This is a genomic window from Actinomyces denticolens (genome assembly GCF_002072185.1).
GTDB classification, from domain to species: domain Bacteria; phylum Actinomycetota; class Actinomycetes; order Actinomycetales; family Actinomycetaceae; genus Actinomyces; species Actinomyces denticolens.
Window position 1 is genome coordinate 22,323 of record NZ_MVIW01000006.1, and the last position, 18,758, is coordinate 41,080.

Below are 18,758 nucleotides of genomic sequence, written 5' to 3' on the forward strand. Positions count from 1 at the left end.
GTGCTGAGGTGTTGGGCGGAGGGTGGCAGGCGGGCCGGGGCTGGTGGGCGGGCTTGTGGCCCTGAGGTGAGGCTAGCGCAGGGTCACAGCAAGTGCTGGGCGTGCGGTCGGAAGCGGCGCATCGGGCGGAGACTTCGCCGTCGACGCGTTGACGTTCGGCAGTTGCATAAAATATCATCAGTTTCGTCTGCCGAATAATCGGAATGCGTGCGGTGGGGGCGCGTGAGAAATTCCTTCTTCGGAAGAGGTGAGATGCTATGGCAATCAACATCGATGATATGGATGACGCTGAGATTGCAGCATGGTTCGAGAATGCCGAACCTGAGGACTTTGATTCCGTCGTCGACGGAGAGGCTCTCGTTGCCCTGGCGCGCGCGAAGGCTCTCGAGGTTCGGGCTAGGGAGAGTATGCGAGGCGCCGTTGATCTGGCGAGAGAAAATGGGTTGTCCTGGCAGGAGATCGGGCGCGTGCTAGGTATGAGCCGCCAAGCAGTGAATGAGCGCTTCGCACACAGGTGAGTGGTTGTGAGACCTGTTGAGGCGCTGCTCGACGAGGCCGTAATGGCCGCGCGCGAGTCCGGTCTGGTCGCCCCTGGCCAGCACGATCGTCTTTGGATGCTTCAGTAGAATGGTCTGGGAATGTGGGGAGGGGCTCGCCGTGGCGGGAAATCGTGAAAGTGAGGAGTGTGGCATGATCGACGACGCGAAGAGCCGCAATCGTTCTGTGCCGACGGCGTCGCGGTAGCGGATGTTCTTCTCCGACGTGAAACCGTACGAGGTCCCGGAGAAATTGGATGACTTGAAAGGACCGATTTCTGGTGTCGTCCACCTGCCGCACAGGGTGCTGTGGACGCCGGGCGGTGGCCGCGTTGATCTTGATGCGGAGGGCGGCGTCGAGTTGGCCTATCGAGCAGTGCTGGCTGAGGGCACTGCTGCGGATCAGGCAGCCGTTGTCAATCGGGGTCGGCTTGTGGAGGTGTGGCCTGAGCTGCTTCTACCGCACCGGGTGCGGCAGATGTGGGAGGAGCGATTTCCCGAGCTACGTACTGGGGTGAGCGCATGAGTGGGAGGAAGGACGTGCAACCGGGGCTCTTCCGGTTTGAGGATGAGGATGGGGTCGGGTGGCTGGTGGCTTGGCGGTAACCGGTGAGGGGTGTTGAGGCACTGCGCTGGTTCTTCGCCCGATGTCCTGCGCACTGTTGCCGGGGCCTCTGCCGTGCTGGCCCGGTATGGCATGCGTTGGGTCTGGGGTGCATGTGCTGGATCACCCTACGGTCGGTGAGTCGTCTCGGTGGTACTCTGTCGGAAACGAAAGTCGGGCGCGTTCCGCGGTGCGCCATGCGGCGTCTCGTTCGCCCCGTGGGGTCGCCTTGCTGACGATCTGATCGAACATGTCGCACAGTGGTCCGAAATCCCGCTGCTCGGATGCCGCTCGGCTCGCCTGATCGTTGGTTTCGCCGCGCACTGTGCGCCAGTCGAGCTGCCAGCCGGCGTCGCGGGCGACGCGGTTCCAGAACACTCGTTGCGTTCTGCCATTGCCTTCCCGGAACGGATGAACATAGTTGAACTGATCGTAGTGGAACGCCAGGCGGTCGATGAATTGATCACGGCTCATGCCGAGTAAGTCGTTGTCCGCGCGGAGCTCGCGCTCGGCGTAGCTGGCGGCGCGAACGATCATTGAGACGGGGAGGAAGAACTGAGCTCCGTCCACGTTCTTACGAATGTCGACGGTACGTAGCTCTCCCGCCCAGTCGTAGACATCTTGAAATAGGTGTCGGTGAATCGCGCACAACTCATGAAGGTCACCGGTCGACTTGACTGGGTTATCCATGAGCTGTATCAAGCGGGCAAACGAAAGGTAGCCCTCAGCTTCATCGAGGGCAGCCTTCGTCCGTGCTCCGACCTTGTTTCGCAGCAGGCCCGTTTCGGGATCGAGATATGGGTCGACGAACTCAGTCGAGGCCATAGCGGGCGCGGGCGCGGGCCACCAACTCGTCAGAGTCGATGCGACCGGCGATGTACTCGCGGGCGTCCTGGCGGCCGGCTTCCGTCACTGTCAGGCCCTCCATCTCAACGCTGTGGATTGCCTCGGCTACGCGCAGGTCCCGCTCGGCTTCGGTCGTCGCGATCTTTGCAGTCTCAGTAGCCACGGGACACTCCTCTCCTCCGGCGCTAAGTACATCATACCCGGTTCCCAGAAAACCGGCCAAGAACGGCTTTGGGCCGTTGAGTCTTCGGTCCTGAGTCTCGGGCGGGAGTCCTGTGCGTATCGTCCTGTCATGCGTGGGGTCGTACACTCCCCGGGGCGCGCATGTGGCGTTCAGGCGGCGCGCCGGACCACCGGGCGCTGGGCTGGGCGCTCAGCACCCTCCGGGTCCGCCTGGCACTCAGTGAGCCTTTCTCACCAGGTGTCTTTGTTGGGGTTGATGATGACGAGGGCTGTGGCGGTGATGTGGGTGATGGTGTGCGGGCCTGGGGGTGACGTGTTGGAGGGCCTTGAGGTGCTTGAGCATGGTGTTTGCTCTCTCGGCAGGCGAGCGCAGGCTGGCGTGCAGGTGGTTGTAGGTGGCGTCGTCGGGGCAGGGGCTGGTGCCTTTGACGGGTGTGAGCACGCCGATGCCGGCGCCGATGTAGCCCTTGTCGGCCAGGGTGGGCATGCCCTGGGAGGCGGCCTTGTACAGGGCGGGCAGCGCGTGGGCGCGCGCGGCGGTCAGGTCGTGGGCCGAGCCCGGCTCGACCGGCCAGACCCACACCGGGAGGCCGGCGAGAGTCGGTGAGGACCTGGGCGTTGCCGCGTGAGGGCCTTGTGCAAGACCTGCGTACCACAGGTGGTGACCGGTACCCGGGTTGCGGGCTGTGACCGGGTCGGTGCGGATCAGGGTGGCGCCTGAGCGCACGAACGGCTCGCCCTGGTCCTTCAGGCACCGCAGGACGTCGGGCAGCTGTGGGGCCTGGTCGGCAACGACCTGGAGGGCCTCGTGCAGATACCTGTAGGCGGTGGCGGGCGAGATGCCGGCGTCGCGGGCCAGGGTGCGCATGCTGGTGGCCTCGATCATCCAGCGCAGCAGCATCACAGCCTGCACCCAGGGCGTGGCGGCGCGCTGATGGGGCCGGGAGTCGTGGGCGCGGCGGTGAGCCGACAACCAGGCCGACACGGTGCGCACGGTAGCGCACGGACGCGCCCGAGGGTGGCACGATAGGAAAGCACGCGGAGCCTCCTTGCGAGCAGGTTTTCTTGGTCGAAACCCATGCTGACGCACGGCTCCGCGTGCCCTCGTCTACGACACACCCACCTTCCCGCACCACCCCAACGATCCCCACCCACCCGCCCTCACTCCCGGTGAGAAAGGCTCGATGAGCCTCCACAAAACCCGGGGCCTGACAAACCGTCACCGATGTCCTGAGGCAGAATTGTCACCCATGTCCTGAGACATCACAATCAGTTGGCTGATGGGCGTGGCGGGAAAAGCCACCCATCGCCAATCTCCGGCAAGACGTCGGAAAGAACGGCGATTTCTGTGGCAGTTGTCACGTGGTGAGCGGAATAGCGCAATTCGAATTCACGCCGTCTGCGGTACCTATATAGGTCCGCAACTGGAGGCGCGTTGTCGTAAGTGAGGAGCCAAGGGCTGCCAGAGTGTTTGTTGAGTACTTGCGCCAAAGCCTCATGGTTAGCAGAACTGAAAGCATTGAGGTATAGCGAGCCTGCCTTCTCAAAGTATGGAGGGTCGGCATAAATGAAGGTATTGTCGCGTTTCGAGTACTCACGAATTACATCTATGCCGTCGCATGAGGTTACGACAATGTTATCCGAATAAAGCGAGAGGAGTCGAATTCTTTCTGCGAGACTTTCTCGGTTGAATCTAGCATCAATCTTATAAGTGCCTGTTTGGTCTAGGCCACCAATCGGCCCGCCGTTAAGTACACCAGATCTGTTGGTGCGATTAAGATAGAAGGTTGCGAATCCTAATTCCGAGATCCTGGAAGTGTCTGCAGTAGTATATACTTCGCGCTGTCGCCTCCACTCTTTGACACTCAACTCCACTCTTCGGATACGCTCGATGAGCCACGAGGGGTTGCTTTGAACTGTTGACCAGAAAGCGTAGATTGCGGGATCTAGATCGTTGATAATAACGCGCTCAACCTGGCCTGTAACTAGAAGTCCGAGCCCGGCGCCGACGCCACCCGCATAGGGCTCAACATAGGTGCACCCAGCGAGGTCGAGGTCCCGTATTAGCCTCCGTATACGCGGGTACAGGGCAGACTTGCCACCCGGATACCTGAGCGGTGAAACCAACGGGCGTCGCATAGACACTCCTTTCGTTCTCACGGCTTCATCAGGTATCTCATTAGGGAATCAGTCGAATCCCACATCGAGAAAGCTTCGTCAGCATCGACACTGAAATGATGATTATGGTTGACTGCATTAAGTGAGTCGCCGGAACTCGTGTAGGCTACGAGTTTTCCCGTCTTCAACCTTTCGATAACTTGAATCAAGTAGGAAGGCCCTTCGGATTTTACATAAGCTGAAAGCCAGTTTAAAGCGTGCCAGAGTTGCACTCGACCGTTAGTGTTGTTGCCTGTACCTTTAATGTCAATAGATTTCGCATCGGCGAAAGCTTTGATGGATTTTTCCAGTAGCGCACGGATCATCAAGAAGGTTCCGTTCGGGAACTTCCTGACATTGATCTCTGATAATTCACCAAGGAGATTCTTTAACGCATTCGGATATGAGTCCGGAGGATTTACTTGACTGAGGTCGAGGTTGCTGGGTTTCTTTCTCCTGCTGGACGACTTTATCTTTGTGTCCTGCTTACCTGTATGGTTTGACCCCGTAACTTCGGTTTCGGTTCTCGTTGTTTCTCCAATATTGGTTCCCGCTGTGGCTGATGACTCGCTGGCTCTTCCGCGCGGATCTTCCGTTATTGGCGGCCTTCCATCCTGTGGCGGCTCGGTGAGCTCGGCTGTACTGCTGGCGGTCGGCAAGGGCTCATTGTTCTCCAATACGATGTGACGAATTTCGTTCATCAGTTGTATGTAGCGCGGGCTCCTGATAGTGTTCAAGCTTCGGGTGTTGATGTTTTTCTCGTACATGCCTCGTACGATAGTCGTTGCTATGTCTTTGAAGACTGCTTCGGAAACGGTCTTCGTAATAGTTCCGTTCGTGTCCATACTCAGGCCGATCAGTTCGAGAAACTCTTTGGATTCGTAGATTCGAGCCAATGTCGATAAACCGCGTGCCCATTGTTTAGTGCTCAGGAAATCTTGAAGTTCTGTATCTTCATACCTGACCGACCTGAACAGATTAACGACGTGAGCCCTGAATACGAATTTGCGGACGTCGATAGTTGGATAGCGAGTCAGTAACTCGCTCAATTCCCTTCCGGAATCGATCTGTGCTTGGAAGAATGCTGCCTGCCTGCTTGGACTCCATGGTTTTCTGAGGTTGCCTGTATGGATAGCCGCAATGAGTTGTTCAGCTTCGGTCTGGTTGGGTGCAACCATGACTCGTATCTTAGCTAGGCTGGAGCGGTTGGGTAGCTCGGAGGCGAATGCAGAAATCCTCGCCTGAAACTGTGGTACCAACATGGGATTTTGGATGGCCTTGAGGGCCGCAAGGCGACGATTCCCTTCGACCATCAAGTACCTGTCACGTTGTTTTATGACTATAGGCGTCTCATGAGTCAGGTAGCCGACTTTACAGATACCCTCGACGAGTTGCAAGGCATGCTCATTGGCGAACAAGTCTTCAATGATGTCGGCTTCGACCTTAGCGTCCGCGCTCTCTAAGCGCACGTTTTTTGGATCGAGTTGCACCTCCTTGATGACATCCAACTCAATCACTGGCCACTGTGATGTATCCAACATTTGGTTGCTCCTAACTCGTTTTGTATCGGTAGGTCGAGCACTTCGCCCTTCTTTTTTGGGTTGCTCCTCTCTCTTTGCGATTTATCGAGTGGTGCCCGTAGGGCATGTCCAGAGTGTAGCGCATACTTGGTACGGCAAGGTGCGGCGTTGAGTTCCGCTCGTTGCTGTTGACCTCATTGCGGTTCGTGTCTTGGTTTGTGATGACCTGAGCGTATCGCCAGGTTGGACTGGTTCGGTCGAGATGTGCGTTCGGTGGGCAGGTTGGCATAGGGGTAAAGGGGTCTTTCTTGACGTCATGTGAAGATAGAGGTGGCTAGTAAAGTCAGTGCAGCAGTAATGCGGTGGAAGTCGGATTCGCGGTCGCGGGTGCTGAAGGGGAGGGAGTAGACATAGTTTACTCCCGAGCCGGGGTGGGGGTGAGTGCGCTCAGATAACGGCATCGCATCGTTCGAGTCCGGGCAGCCTCGCTTCGCCCAGGCCTGGCGCACCGGAGTCGGGACCTGCCTACCATTCACATCATAGACGTACGCACCCTGGCCCCGGCCATGGTCATAGTCGTACAACACCGCGAACTGAGTCCGATAAATCGTGCACAAATCCTCGATCGGCACACCCAACATCACCGCCACCATCACGTCGACCTCCGCCTGAGCATTCCGACGATCTTCAGCCCGACGCAACGGCACATCCCGCGTCCACACCGGACCCACCGGACGCTCGTCATGACGCCCCAAGATCGGCGAGTCATCCAAGAACGAGTCATCCCAGCACTCAGCCCAGAGGTCCGCGTAAGCCTCGGTCACGCAGTTGAGGCGGAGTGCCCGCAACGCGATGCGTGGCGCCAGAAGGTGGTCGAAGGGGAGGGCGGGTAGGCGGCAGAAATCGGGGAAATAGATACCTGACTTCGGCAAGGCGCGGAGAGTAAAGTCGACGAGAAGCGAGGATGTTCCGGCCTGAGTGACGACAAATTCCGGAAGTGATGCGCGTGGGGACCCAGTTGAGAAGACTCCGTTGGGATGGGCGGCGCCGGGTGGAATGAGCGCCGTGATCAAGGTTCGTTCCCCGGTATTGGCCGCCATCGCTCGCCAGGCGATGCGGTAGTGGTCGCGGGCGGAGGACTCGCCCCAGTGAGTGTAGAGGCGGTCGTAGGCGGCGCGGTCGCCCGCAGGCTTGTACTGGGTCACCGGCAGCGCATGCGCAGGAAGCACCTCAAGGTCCGTCGGGGTCCAATCCTGGTTGTGCTTCATCGTCGCATTCGGGCTCTTGTACAGCGGCGTCGAGACATGGAGGTGCGGCCCTTGGAGGATCGCGGCCTCCCACGTGGCCTCGCCCCAGGTCCTGGTGAAGAGGCCCTTTGAGAAGTCTGCTGTCTCATGCCATCCCGCGGAGAACTCCAGCCCGAGGCTGCCGATCCGTGGATGCGAGGCCAACGCGGCGAGCGTGCGCGCTGCGGCCGAGTTGACGGTCGAGACCATGGGCGTGGAACGCCAGTCCTCTGCTTCGGTCACCGCCTGCCAGGTCTGCAGGACCGCCTCGTCCACCTGCTGGATACGGGATGCATGCGGGCGCAGATCCCACGTTCCCGTGTGCGGATCCTTGAAGCCGGGCTCCTCGCCGCTGCCGTCGTGAACGAGCGACCGGAGGACTGTGTCCGGATGGTAGAGCGACGTCGCATGGACGAACGAGGGCGCACGCTCCGCCCCGTAGACGTGGACGCCGTACTGGACCAGGTGATGGATGTCGAACAACTGGATCTCGTTGATGAACTGCCAGTGGCGACGCAGGTGCCGGTACGTGGCGGCGCGGAGTCCAGGAGTCTTGGCATCCGTGAAGTGCGTCTCCATATGGATGAGGGTAGAGATGCCTCGGTCGCTCTGGTGCTCCCATGCCTGGCACATGAAGGCTCGGTAGAGGTCGGGCTGACCGCTCAGCAGCGGGTAGACGGTCGAGTCACTCAGCAGCTCGGACTGGACGATGACCTCCGCCGTACCGTCGATCACCAGGTCTCGTACGCCGTCGCGCTTCAGTGTCATAGGCATGCGCGCGTTCTTGGCTGCGACCGAGGGCTTGCTCGTCAGGGCCCACCACGGGTCGCCTTCCGACAGCAGGGCGTTGACATCGGTGCGTGGGCGCACCCACGGCGGGTTCCCCACCTGGAGGTCGAAGCCGCCCCGGGCGAACACCGTGGCGAAGTCGAGCTCCCAGTGGAAGAAGCCCTGCTCGGCCGCCGTCGTCCGCACCACCTGCAGCCAGCGGTTCTCCGGGTCGGCAAACACGGCCTTCATCGGGCGGGCGCCCGCGAAGGCGAGCTCCACCGCCTCCACGTTCTCCAGCTCCGCCCAGGTCGAGGCCTCGGCCAGCGTCCCGTCAGTGCCCTTGGCGTCCTTGGGCGCCCTCCCGAGAATCCCCTCCAGAGCGTTCAGCCAGTGCTCCAGCGTCGGCGGGGCCACGTTCGTCGTCAGCGGCCAGTACCACAGGGCGCACCACGCATCCATCACCAGGCGCAGCCGCCGGTACGCCGAGTCCTCATCGGCCAGGTATGCCTCGATCTCCTCACGGCTCACCGTCGAACCAGCATCGGGTGCCGTCTCCCGGCCCCACAGGTCGATCCGCCGGGAGGCCTCCGCCTCCGCCACCCGCAAGCGGCGGAGCGACAGCTCCCACAGGACCTCCACACGCCGCGCCAGCGCCGTCAGCCGGCGCGTCTGCACCGCCGTCGGCGTCTTCGCCACCTCCTTGCGCCACGTCTTCAGCGCCCTCAGGCGCTCAGCGTCCACGAGCTCGCGCACCTGCTTGGGCACCTCCACCGCACTGCCCCAGCCCTTGGCCGGCAGGAGGAAGTGGTGGATGCGATCCGACACGTCCACGGCCCCGCCCAGGCGGCGGGCGCCGTCGTCGGCGTCCAGCGCCTCCGCCACCGCGCTCAGCGGCTCAGCCACCGGCGCGTTCTTCAGCCACGCCCCCTTCTTCAGCTGGGAGACCGAGTACAGGGCGCGTTTGGCGCCCACGAGCGAGTTGCCGCGCCGCAGCCGCAGACCGAACCACGGCGCCGCCAGGCCCTCCACCATCGTGTCCAGCCACAGGGAGACCTCCGCCAGCTCCACCGCCGTCGCATTGAGGTCCACCCCGTACACCTGGTGCAGCGCCAGGTAGGCCTTCACCTTCGCCAGCTCGCGCGGACGCTCCTCCGGGTCCACCCGCTCACCCAGCTCCCGCTCCCGGCGGGACAGGTACTGCTCCGCCAGCTGGCGCACCGCCTCGATCGCGAAGGCCCCCGAGCCCAGCGCCGGCTCGCACACCGTCAGGCCCAGCACCTCCTCCGCCGTCGTCGTCCGTTCACCCTGGTCCAGCAGCTCGGCCAGGGCTTGCTGCACCGTGAACCGGGTGAGCACCTCCGGGGTGTAGAAGGAGGCCGACCGCTGCCGGTCCCGGCCCGAGAGGCGGAAGACGAACTCGCCCGCCTCATAGGTCACGTTGCGGCGCTCGCCCGTGTCCTCGTCCGTCACCGTCACGAAGTCCCGCTCGTCCAGGCCCTCCATGACGTCGCGCGGCACCACCCACGAGCCCTTCGAGGCGTCCCCGCCCGGGGCCACCTCCCACAGGCGCTCCGTCGCGAAGGAACCCGTGTAGCTCATGAGTCCCTCGTAGACCGCGCCCAGCTGGTTGATGCCCAGCTCCACGTAGGAGATGAAGCCCCGGCCCGCCTTGCCGCCCTCCTTCGTCAGCAGCAGGCTGCGCAGCACTCGCAGCATCGCCGCGTTCCCCAGCCCCACCTCGTCGATAAGCGCCGTCGCCTCCGGGTGGAACAGGTCCGCGCGCATCGGCTGGAACACCAGGCCGTCAACCGGCTCTGTGGCCTCCTCGCTCACTGCCCGCGCGTTGTGGCCGCGGTCCACCAGGGTGAACAGCAGGTTCAGGGACTCGTAGACGTGCGTGCCCGACTGGGAGGACTCCTCATGCAGCTCGCGCAGGCACAGCTCGCGCAGGCGCTCCAGGCCGTAGCCGGCGTCGTACTCCGCCGCGCCCACCGGCAGCACGCCCAGCTCCGGGCTCGCCTCCGCGTACAGCAGGAAGATGATCCGGTAGATGAACCGCAGCGACTGCAGGGCCAACGGCTGCGCCTCCTCCTGCGGCAGCGGGGCCAGGCCCGCCGCCGCGCGACGGCGCACCACCTCGTTCGCGATGACCTCGATCGAGGAGCGCACCCCCTCACGCAGGTCCTTCGAGACCCCCACCGTGTGCGCCGCCGACTCCGCGAGCGTCGCCGTCCACCACGTCTCGCCCTCCGGCCCGGGCACCAGCGAGGCCGCCTCCAAGCAGGCCAGGGCCCGCTCCACCTCACCGCCTCGCCTCACGTCATGGCGCTCGACGACCAGCTGGACGTCCACCGCCAGCCACCGGCCCTCCGGCCAGCGCTCCTTCTCCGCGATGAGCGCCCACCGCCCCGCCAGCACCAGGGCGAAAGCCGGACCGTGCTCGTCGGTCATGAGCGTCGACAACGCTCGTGACACCGACTCCACCGGCTCGGCCCCCTCCACGGGCGGGGCGTCCGGGTCGGCCAGGTCCACCGGCTCCCACGGCTCGGTCAAGGTCGGGGCGTCCTTGACCAGCAGGTCCTCCACCGCCGCGGCCGGGCGTGCCCGCAGCAGGGCCACCGGGGCCGGGCCCTCGTCGCCCACAGGGCGCACCAGCGTCACCGGGCCGCAGTCGGTCAGCCGGTATTCGGCCGAGGTGAAGCCCAGGACCTCGCGCAGGAGGGCGTCCAGCTCGGCGGATGCCTCCAGGGCCGACGCGGTCAGGGCCACCGGCCCGTCCGCCGCGTCGCCGCCGGCCGGCCCACCGCCGTCGGAGGCGGGGAGCGCCGCCAGCAGCTCCTCCAGCCGAGGCCGGGCCGAGCGCAGGCGCGTGCGCGGCGTCGGCACGGGCGCCGCGCCGTCGGCCGGCTTCTCCAGGCCCTCCCACTCCTTGCGGCGCTCCAGCACCCGCGCCAGGAAGGAGCCCTTGGCGGCGTCGGTGGTGAAGTAGTGCTCACTGATCCAGTCCTCGCCCACGACGAGCGCGTCCGATACCGCCATCAGTGGCCCCCTTCCTCAGCGGTCTCCTGCGGTACGACGACGAGCAACGGCCTGATGAGACTGTGCGCGGGGGAGTGTTGCGCGATGAGCTCGCGCTCCTGGTCCACCGTGAGGCGCTGAGCGCGCAGCTGACGGTTCTGGATCAGGCGGCCGGCGTCGTCGTCCCACGAGTCCACCCGCTCAGCCCAGGCGGCCACCCGCGCCTCGGCGTTCGTCGTGGCCGCAGCCACCACCGTCCGCATCTGGGCCTGGGCGGCGTCCACCGCCGGGGCGATGAGCGCGCTCAGCAGGTCCAGGTCCGCAGGCGCGCCCGTATTCGTCTGCTCCTGCGCGACCCCGACGGCCGCGAGCATGGCCGCCGGGGAGTCGTGAACCGTGGCCATGGGAGTGGCGGTGGCGGTGGGCGCGCCGCCTGCCGCCATATCCGCGCGGGCTGCCTCCACGCCCAGGAAGAAGGACACGCTCGTGCTCACCATCGACACCGTCCGGCCCGCCCGGTTCGTCAGCGTCCCCAGGAGCAGGACGGTGGGCGAGTTCACCTCGCCGTGAACGGTGAAGATCGAGGAGCGGCCCAGGCGCGCCAGCACCCGGTCGCCCGCCCATTCCAGCACCGGGTGCAGCGGCCCCAGGTAGTGGGCCTCCGGCCAGGAGGAATCCGACTCGTCCCGCAGGGCCTCGGCCAGGAGCTGGGCCCCTTTGCGGACGGTGGTCGCCAGCAGCAGGTGCTCGCGCACCCGGCGCTCCTGCAGGTAGGACTGCGGCAGGACCGCCAGGCGATCCCGCAGCCCCGGTGGGGGCGCGAGCTCGGCCACGTGCTCGACGCCGTGCTCGCGCCACGACACCCCGCCCCCGCCCGTCACCGGGTCGGCCTTCTCCTCCGGGCGCTCATAGAGCTCGGTCAGGGCCTGGCGCAGGTAGTCCACCTGTGAGGCGTACAGGGAGGTCGGCTCGGAAGAAGGGGCGGTCGGAGGCGTGGGCGGAGGCGCTGAATGCGCCGGTTCGCCGTCGGTGCGTGCGGGCTCCGCGGCATCGGCGCGCGCCGATGCCGCGCCGGTCAGCCGGGCGAACAGGGCCGCCATCGGGTCGCGCTCCAGGGCCTCGTCCACGTCCGGCACGACGGCGTCGATATCCGTGCCCGCCGCCAGCGCCTCACGGATCGCCTTCTCCTCCTTCTCACCGGAGTACAAGCCCATGAGGGAGGCGGCGTCACCCAGCGCACGGTGCGCCTGGTCCTCCTTCTCCATCAGGCGGGTCAGCACCCGCACATCACCGGAGAACCCCGGGTCCTCGGGGCTCAGCAGCAGGGTCGTGATCTGGGGGGAGACCTCCTGGCCGTAACGGTCGATACGACCATTGCGCTGCTCGATGCGGATGAGTGACCACGGGATGTCGTAGTGGATGAGCTCATGGCACTGGGCGTGCAGGTTGACGCCCTCCGAGGCCACATCACCCGTCACCAGGACGCGCACCGGCGTGTGCGACTGGCGGAAGGCCTCCACGATCTCCTGCTGCTCCACATCCGACAGGCTCCCGTGCATCACCCGCACAGCCTCGGCCGGCAGGCCCAGGTCCTCGCGCAGGTGCTCCGCCAGCCAGTTCAGGGTGGCGATGCGCTCGGCGAACACCACGACCCGCTGCGGTGACCGGCGCCCGATGCCGATCCGCGTCAGCTCCTCCAACAGCGCCCGGTACTTGCCCGAGTCCGTCGTGTTCGCCGCTGCGGCCAGCTCGCGCAGCCGGGTCAAGGCCCGTGCCTGCTCCGAGGAGGCCAATGCCTCCTCACTCGCCGCCCGAGCGCGGCGCCGCGCCATGCGCTCGTCGATCGTCTGGATGAGAGCCGCCGGGGAGGACAAGAAGGCCTTCGCCAGCGTCCACGAGAACAGAGCATCGCCGCCCCGGCCCGCGCCCGGGACCAAGCCGGGTGCCGCGGCGCCGTCGGGCCGGTGCAGCCACGAGCGGGACAACTCCGCGGCCACCGCCTCCTCCGCCGGGGACGGCTCCACCAACCGGTTGACCGGGGTGAGCCGCTCCTGCCACCGGCCGCCCACGACGTCGCGAACCTCGGGGGAGTGGCGATGGCGGCGGATGACCAGGCGCTTGACGGCCCCCTCATCCAGGGCGCCGTCCGGGCGAACCGCCGTCGGCTCCAGAAGGCGGATGAGCTCGGCGAAGGATGCTGGATCCCCATTGTGCGGGGTGGCGGAGGCCAGGATGAGGGCGTCGGTCTGACGGGCCAGGACGTCGGCCAGACGGTTGTTGAGCGTGCCGCGGTTGGTGACGTTGTGCGACTCGTCGATGACGACGGCATCCCAGCGCTGGCGGCGCAGATGGCTGAGATAGCGGTCGGACTTCAGCGTGTCGATCGAGATGATCGCCCGGTGATAGACGGAGAAGGGATTGCGGGTGGCCGGCACCGAGCGCCGCACCCGCTGGATGCCCAGAGAGTCCAGGCGCACGAAGGGCAGGGCGAAGCGCGACCACATCTCGTGCTGCATCTGCTCCAGCACATGGCGCGGGGTGACGATGAGGATCCTCTCGCCCCTGCCCCGGCGCACCAGCTCGGCCAGGATCATGCCGATCTCCAGCGTCTTGCCCAGGCCGACCGCGTCAGCCAGCAGGATCCGGGGGCGCAGGTTCTCAGGGTCCAGGGCCTGGCGCACTGCGGTGAGCTGATAGGGCAGGGGATCAGCCAGCATGCCGCCGACCACCGCCAGGTCCGTGGAGACCGCCGGCAGCGGGGTCTTGCGCAGCGTCGCCTCCAGCCACAGGCGCGCCAGCCTGTGGCGGGGGGAGCCGTCCGCGACGACGCGGGTGCGGCGCGGGTCCACCGGGATGATGCGGTCTAGGCCGGCGCTGAACTGGGCGGTGGTGTCGCGCACCAGCTCGGACAGGCCCTGGACGGTGACGAGCAGACCGTCGACATTGTGGGACACCTGGGTGACCAGCCAGTCCTCATCGCGCACGCGCACCACCGAGCCGGGGGCGACGTCGGGGGAGGCGGAGGCGGTGCCTGGGGAACCGGACGGGGGAGGGGCGGGTATGGCCGTGGTCACGGACATGATCCTAGGCAGCGGGGAACGCCTCCGGGGCCTCTCGGGGTGTGCGCCGCGGTCATCGGCGCCCGTGTGCGCCCAGGGCCTGCGTGTGAGCGCTGACGCGACGGGGCATCTGCCGTCTCTTCCCGGGGCCCGGTTCCGATTCATGTCCGACCAGGTCGGTACAATGAGCTTTACCCACGGAAGGAGGGGTCGCATGTCGACGAGCAACCTGGTTCGTGTCTTCACCGAGCAGGAGCTTGAGGATCGCAGGTCCGCCGTGGTCGCCGAGTGAGCCGGGCGTTCGCTCCGGCGAGCCCATCGGTCGTGTCGTACGCCTGCCATAGGATGGTGGTCGCAACTTTGAAGTCAGCGTGGGAGGGGGCCCAGTGGCCGGTCACGGCTCGCACATCACGGCGTTGGTACGCTCCCACGCCGCTGGGGATGAACAAGCCTTCTACGCGGTCGCCCTCCAGGTAGCGGCTCGGGAGGCCCGCCAGGGGCATCACCGCCTAGCTACTGACATCAAGAAGGCGGTCGAGTCGTCCCGTCGTGCTGCTTCGCCTGCTCCGCTGGCGGCTGTGACGACTCTGCCGCGTCCCCAGGGTGAGGCTGCCGACCTCGTCGAGGTGAGCAGCCCTCGAGCGCATCTGCGTGACCTGGTCATCAACGCAGAGCTGGCCGGACAGGTCTCCCAGGTCATTCAGGAACAGCGACAACGAGCTGTTCTCCTCGAACACGGCTTCCTCCCCATGCACCGGCTGCTTCTTGAAGGGCCGCCCGGAACGGGGAAGACGATGACCGCCTCGGTGATTGCCTCCGAACTGTCCCTGCCCATGTACACGGTCCGCCTCGACAGCCTTCTCAGCAAGTTCATGGGTGAGACGGCCTCAAAGCTAAGGGTCATCTTCGATGAGATCGCCGTACGCCGCGCGGTCTATCTCTTCGACGAGTTCGACGCTCTTGGCGGGGACCGAGCCGGCAACGACGTCGGAGAGGCCCGGCGTATCCTCAACTCCTTCCTCGTCTTCCTGGAGGGAGCCAGCGCAGAGTCCATCGTCATCGCCGCGACAAACCACCGCACCATCCTCGACCGCGCTCTCTTCCGGCGCTTCGACGCCGTCCTCACCTACACCCTGCCCACGAGCAAGCAGGCGCAGTCGGTTATACGCAAGCGATTGGGCAGCCTGGTCAAGGGTGTCAGTCTCAGTGGTCTCGGCCCGCTGACGGACGGGCTTAGTCACGCAGACCTGGTTAAGGCAGCCGAGTCCGCCGCGAAGTCGGCGCTCATGCGAGGTGGCAGTGGAGTGACCCGCAGCGATCTCGAGACAGCGCTCGCCACACGACGGTCGGCCAGTCTCACCTGAGGGCACCTATGTCTATGGCGGCTAGCAACCTCGACCACCTGCTCGTGGGAGACCGCGTCAGGTCGGAGAATTGGACGGCGCACGGCGGCGGAGCGCACGCGATTCGCGCGGTGGATCGTGCCGCCCACGGTCAGCGGATCCTTCACGACATCGAAGAGGTGTTCGCATCTGCGGAGAAGACTCGTGAGGAGAGTGGTCTCGAAGAGGTGCTTCGTGCTTCCGGCACGTACCTGACCCTTGAGGGGCATGCGGCCGAGTTCCCGCTTCAGCTTGACCGACTGACATCCTTGACAAGGCACCGCAAAAAGGCCAAGAAGCCTCAATGGATGTTGCTGTCCGTTCATGAGGCGACCGAGGAGACCCCAGAACGCGCCGTTATCTGGGTGGCTGACGAGTTCAGGTCCCAGTTCCTCAAATTGTTCAAGGAATATCTTGACCCTGACAAAGATACTCTATCGAAGGAAGGTGAGACGAGGAGTCCGAAGAACAGTCCTCTGGTTGCCAATATTTCTCGTGTTCAAGGCCTCTTCCTCAAGGACTTGTGGACCTCTCGAGATTCGCCACCTGCAGGAAAGGTGTGGTGGGAGCTGTGGCTCGATGCGCGCAGGGAGCGTCCCGGGCTTCTGGAACGAGTTCTCCGCGCGTATAGGTTGGAGGCTCTTGACGAGCGCGTTCGCATCCGTGATTCGCTCGTCGTTCATGTTCGTGCGACTTGGAAGGAACTCGAACCCCTGACGGCTACCGACCTTCCTCTGACGGAGGTGCGGGCTCCTTCCTTCGTAGATACGATTGAAGACCTCGATGGCGATGGCCAGATGGAGTATGTGCTTGATCTTGCAGCCAGAGTGAAGGCGGCGCGCTCAGATGCTCCCGCAGTGTGTCATCTCGACACCGGTGTGTTCCGAGGGCACAAGCTGCTCGATTCGTCCTTGGCGAGCGAAGATCAGCACACGGTGGTCGGCGACACCGGTAATGATGCTGACGGTCACGGCACGTCCATGGCGGGGTTGGCGCTGTACGGTGACCATCTCGATGACCTCTTGCAGGGGCTCGAGGGTGTCGCGTTGCAGCATCGTCTGGAGTCGGTGCGCATAATGCTTGGACGAGGTTCTGAGGCCGCAGGGATGCCGCCACGGACTTATGCCGGTACCACGATCGAGGCGGTATCCCTTCCGGAGATCGCCTCCCAGCGGCGGCGAACGTTCTGCATGCCGATCAGTGCCACCTCTGAGTCGGAACCAGGGCGACCGACCCTGTGGTCGATGGCGATCGACGCCCTCGCGGTCGGCACGGACATCGTCGTGAGGGAAAACTCGGTCAGCCTCCTCTCGGAGCCGGACCCCGAGGCCGCGCGGCTCATCATCGTCTCCGCCGCCAATGTCGATTGCTACGAGCAGGACCATCTGGCGAACTCTGATACTCAGCCGATCGAGGATCCTGGACAGTCGTGGAACGCGCTGACCGTCGGAGCGTACACGGAGCTCGATTCTCTACCCTCGGATCCGACCTATCGTGGGCATCTTCCACTGGCTCCCGCTGGCGAGTTATCGCCCCATAGCCGGACATCCTTGCTCTTTGGAGACAGTCCCTGGCCGATCAAGCCTGAGATCTGCCTGGAGGGAGGGAATGTGCTATCTGATGGGCAGGAGGTGACCGAGTTTCGCCATCCGCTGCTTTCTTTGCGCTCCATCGGTCGTAGTAATGACGTCGCTTTGACGTCGGCCAACGCGACGAGTGCCGCAACCGCCCAGGCGGCACGGTTGGCCGCCCTCGCGATGGCTCGTTACCCGTCGTACTGGCCCGAGACGATCCGGGGTCTCCTCGTTCATGAGGCTCACTGGACCCCTGTCATGCGAGATCATCTTGATGCCTGTGGCGATAAGAAGGGAGAACGTGCCCGGCTGCTCCGTCGATACGGATGGGGCGTCCCGACCGAAGAGTCGGTCCTCTCCTCGTCCCGAAGTGCCGTGACTATGGTGGTTCAAGACGAGATTGAGCCATATGCCGACGATTTTACGATGCCTCGGCTCCGCCTTCACTCTCTGCCGTGGCCGCGTGAGGTCCTTGAGGGGATTGGTGACAATGACGTTCGCCTGCGTCTGACGCTGTCGTACTTCATCGAGCCGTCGGGTACGCGTCGTGGGTGGAAGGGCAAGTACACCTACTCCTCTTATGGGCTTCGGTTCGATCTTCAGGGGCCGACCGAAGGAATCGATGACTTTCTTGCGCGAGTGAACAGGGAGGTTAGGGATGAGGAAGGAGGTAGCCGGGGGAGCTCCAGTGATTCTGACAGATGGTTCCTCGGGAAGCAGGCTCGGAGTTTCGGGTCGCTGCATCAGGACGAGTGGATCGGAACGGGCGCGGATCTTGCTGCCTGCAGCCATGTTGTCGTCTATCCGACCGGAGGCTGGTGGAAGAACAATCGGCGACGGGATCGATTGGGTATTCCTGTCCGCTATTCCCTTATCCTGTCCTTGGCTAGCAGCGAGCAGGATGTCGATCTGTACACACCGATCGCGGTTGACCTCGGCGTGCGTGTCGCGACGACTGTTGGAATTAGCTGACAGGTGGTCGTCACGTTCGCCGGTCCACCGAGAATCATGTTCGGTCGCCTATATGACGGCCGACCGGACCTACGAGTCGTCAACAGATGTTGCCGAAAAGGAATCCTGTCTTCATGCACCTAAGGTCCGAGGAGCGCGATGAGGATGACGGCGGCGCCGCCCTCGTCGCGGTAGGCAACACGATCCTGTTGCGATGATGACGACGGCAGAAAGGTGCTCGCCAGGGGGGTGGACCCTCAACCACAGGAGATGGTGCGTCTCCTCACTGCGCGAGGTGGACGACACTTGTGCCGACCGATATGGATCGCGAGCGCCTTGAGGAGGTCATCATCGCCGTGTATGTGGGGGTTGACCATTAAAGGGCGTGGAGGGCCGGAGGTCCGGATATATCGAGAAGTGGTCGCGGAGGGTAGGGAGAGCGATTGTGGTATTGTCGGCTACTTGAGTGCCGCCTTGGCGGTGGCGACGAATGTCGGTAACTGCTCCCGTTCCAGTTGGCCAAGAATGTTCGCATGGGTCCACCGGGGCCCTCTGCGTCCGGATCGTGCGCGAATGGTGTCAATGGCGTTGAAGATCCGGTCCTGATCGAGGCCCCACAGGTCCATGAGAAAGAGGAAGTTGCCCGGATACTGACTGAAAAGGTCGCGCGGAACGCTGGGCACGAGGACGCACGTGTCCAGCAAAGCGGAGAAGGTCACTGGCGCACCCCATGGCGGGCGTGGTCGAGTGCCTCTCGGACCGCTGCCGGGTCGTCGTCGTAGTCGCCGAAGTACTGGGCGTCGGCCACCATGTCCGACAGAGCCTCCCCGGCCTGCCGGCGCGGGCGCTGGTGTGACGGAGGTGCTCGCCA

General features: G+C 64.3%; 10 protein-coding genes and 1 pseudogene. 3 read left to right on the forward strand and 8 right to left on the reverse strand.

Annotation, left to right across the window (positions count from 1 at the left end):
* The first annotated feature begins 257 nt into the window (after window positions 1-257).
* Complete coding sequence (locus tag B1H55_RS02755; protein WP_197702453.1) at window positions 258-518, forward strand: hypothetical protein; 261 nt, start codon at window positions 258-260, stop codon at window positions 516-518.
* A 745-nt stretch (window positions 519-1,263) separates the two neighbouring features.
* Here the strand turns inward: B1H55_RS02755 and B1H55_RS02765 are convergent.
* From B1H55_RS02765 to B1H55_RS02790, 7 genes and pseudogenes are all read right to left on the reverse strand, one after another.
* Complete coding sequence (locus B1H55_RS02765) at window positions 1,264-1,965, reverse strand: Fic/DOC family protein (protein ID WP_197702452.1); 702 nt, start codon at window positions 1,963-1,965, stop codon at window positions 1,264-1,266.
* A complete protein-coding gene (locus B1H55_RS12775) occupies window positions 1,952-2,149 on the reverse strand; it encodes an antitoxin VbhA family protein (protein ID WP_077239917.1) in 198 nt (65 codons plus the stop codon). The genes B1H55_RS02765 and B1H55_RS12775 overlap by 14 nt, the downstream gene beginning before the upstream one ends.
* Window positions 2,150-2,400: 251 nt before the next feature.
* A pseudogene (locus B1H55_RS02775) lies at window positions 2,401-3,207 on the reverse strand (transposase family protein).
* A 231-nt stretch (window positions 3,208-3,438) separates the two neighbouring features.
* Window positions 3,439-4,308 (reverse strand): DNA adenine methylase, encoded by an 870-nt coding sequence (locus B1H55_RS13070; protein ID WP_077239919.1) that lies wholly within the window; start codon window positions 4,306-4,308, stop codon window positions 3,439-3,441.
* A 17-nt stretch (window positions 4,309-4,325) separates the two neighbouring features.
* On the reverse strand, window positions 4,326-5,867 hold the full coding sequence (locus B1H55_RS12130; protein WP_143221344.1) for a hypothetical protein: 1,542 nt from the start codon (window positions 5,865-5,867) through the stop codon (window positions 4,326-4,328).
* Between the two features lie 293 nt (window positions 5,868-6,160).
* Window positions 6,161-10,942 (reverse strand): restriction endonuclease subunit M, encoded by a 4,782-nt coding sequence (locus tag B1H55_RS02785; protein ID WP_077239920.1) that lies wholly within the window; start codon window positions 10,940-10,942, stop codon window positions 6,161-6,163.
* The gene (locus B1H55_RS02790; protein WP_077239921.1) at window positions 10,942-14,001 is read right to left on the reverse strand and encodes a helicase-related protein; all 3,060 of its coding nucleotides are present in this window, start codon (window positions 13,999-14,001) and stop codon (window positions 10,942-10,944) included. The genes B1H55_RS02785 and B1H55_RS02790 overlap by 1 nt, the downstream gene beginning before the upstream one ends.
* A 557-nt stretch (window positions 14,002-14,558) precedes the next feature.
* On the opposite strand from B1H55_RS02790, the gene B1H55_RS02800 reads away from it, so the two are divergent.
* Both B1H55_RS02800 and B1H55_RS02805 read left to right on the forward strand, forming a co-directional pair.
* Window positions 14,559-15,344, forward strand: coding sequence for an AAA family ATPase (locus B1H55_RS02800; RefSeq protein ID WP_231952582.1), 786 nt, complete (start codon window positions 14,559-14,561; stop codon window positions 15,342-15,344).
* A gap of 14 nt (window positions 15,345-15,358) precedes the next feature.
* Window positions 15,359-17,908 (forward strand): S8 family peptidase, encoded by a 2,550-nt coding sequence (locus B1H55_RS02805; protein ID WP_231952581.1) that lies wholly within the window; start codon window positions 15,359-15,361, stop codon window positions 17,906-17,908.
* A gap of 437 nt (window positions 17,909-18,345) precedes the next feature.
* Here B1H55_RS02805 and B1H55_RS02810 read toward each other — a convergent pair whose 3' ends face one another.
* Window positions 18,346-18,606 carry a VapC50 family PIN domain-containing toxin gene (locus B1H55_RS02810; RefSeq protein ID WP_073451203.1) on the reverse strand — a complete coding sequence of 87 codons (261 nt, stop codon included), beginning with the start codon at window positions 18,604-18,606 and terminating at the stop codon, window positions 18,346-18,348.
* Between the last annotated feature and the right edge of the window lie 152 nt (window positions 18,607-18,758).

Excerpts from the sequence above, each read along its gene's own strand:
- B1H55_RS13070 (WP_077239919.1), bottom strand. The coding sequence starts at position 4,308 with ATGCGACGCCCGTTGGTTTCACCGCTCAGGTATCCGGGTGGCAAGTCT.
- B1H55_RS02785 (WP_077239920.1), bottom strand. The coding sequence starts at position 10,942 with ATGGCGGTATCGGACGCGCTCGTCGTGGGCGAGGACTGGATCAGTGAG.
- B1H55_RS02790 (WP_077239921.1), bottom strand. The coding sequence starts at position 14,001 with ATGTCCGTGACCACGGCCATACCCGCCCCTCCCCCGTCCGGTTCCCCA.
- B1H55_RS02765 (WP_197702452.1), bottom strand. The coding sequence starts at position 1,965 with ATGGCCTCGACTGAGTTCGTCGACCCATATCTCGATCCCGAAACGGGC.
- B1H55_RS12130 (WP_143221344.1), bottom strand. The coding sequence starts at position 5,867 with ATGTTGGATACATCACAGTGGCCAGTGATTGAGTTGGATGTCATCAAG.
- B1H55_RS02805 (WP_231952581.1), top strand. The coding sequence starts at position 15,359 with ATGGCGGCTAGCAACCTCGACCACCTGCTCGTGGGAGACCGCGTCAGG.
- B1H55_RS02755 (WP_197702453.1), top strand. The coding sequence starts at position 258 with ATGGCAATCAACATCGATGATATGGATGACGCTGAGATTGCAGCATGG.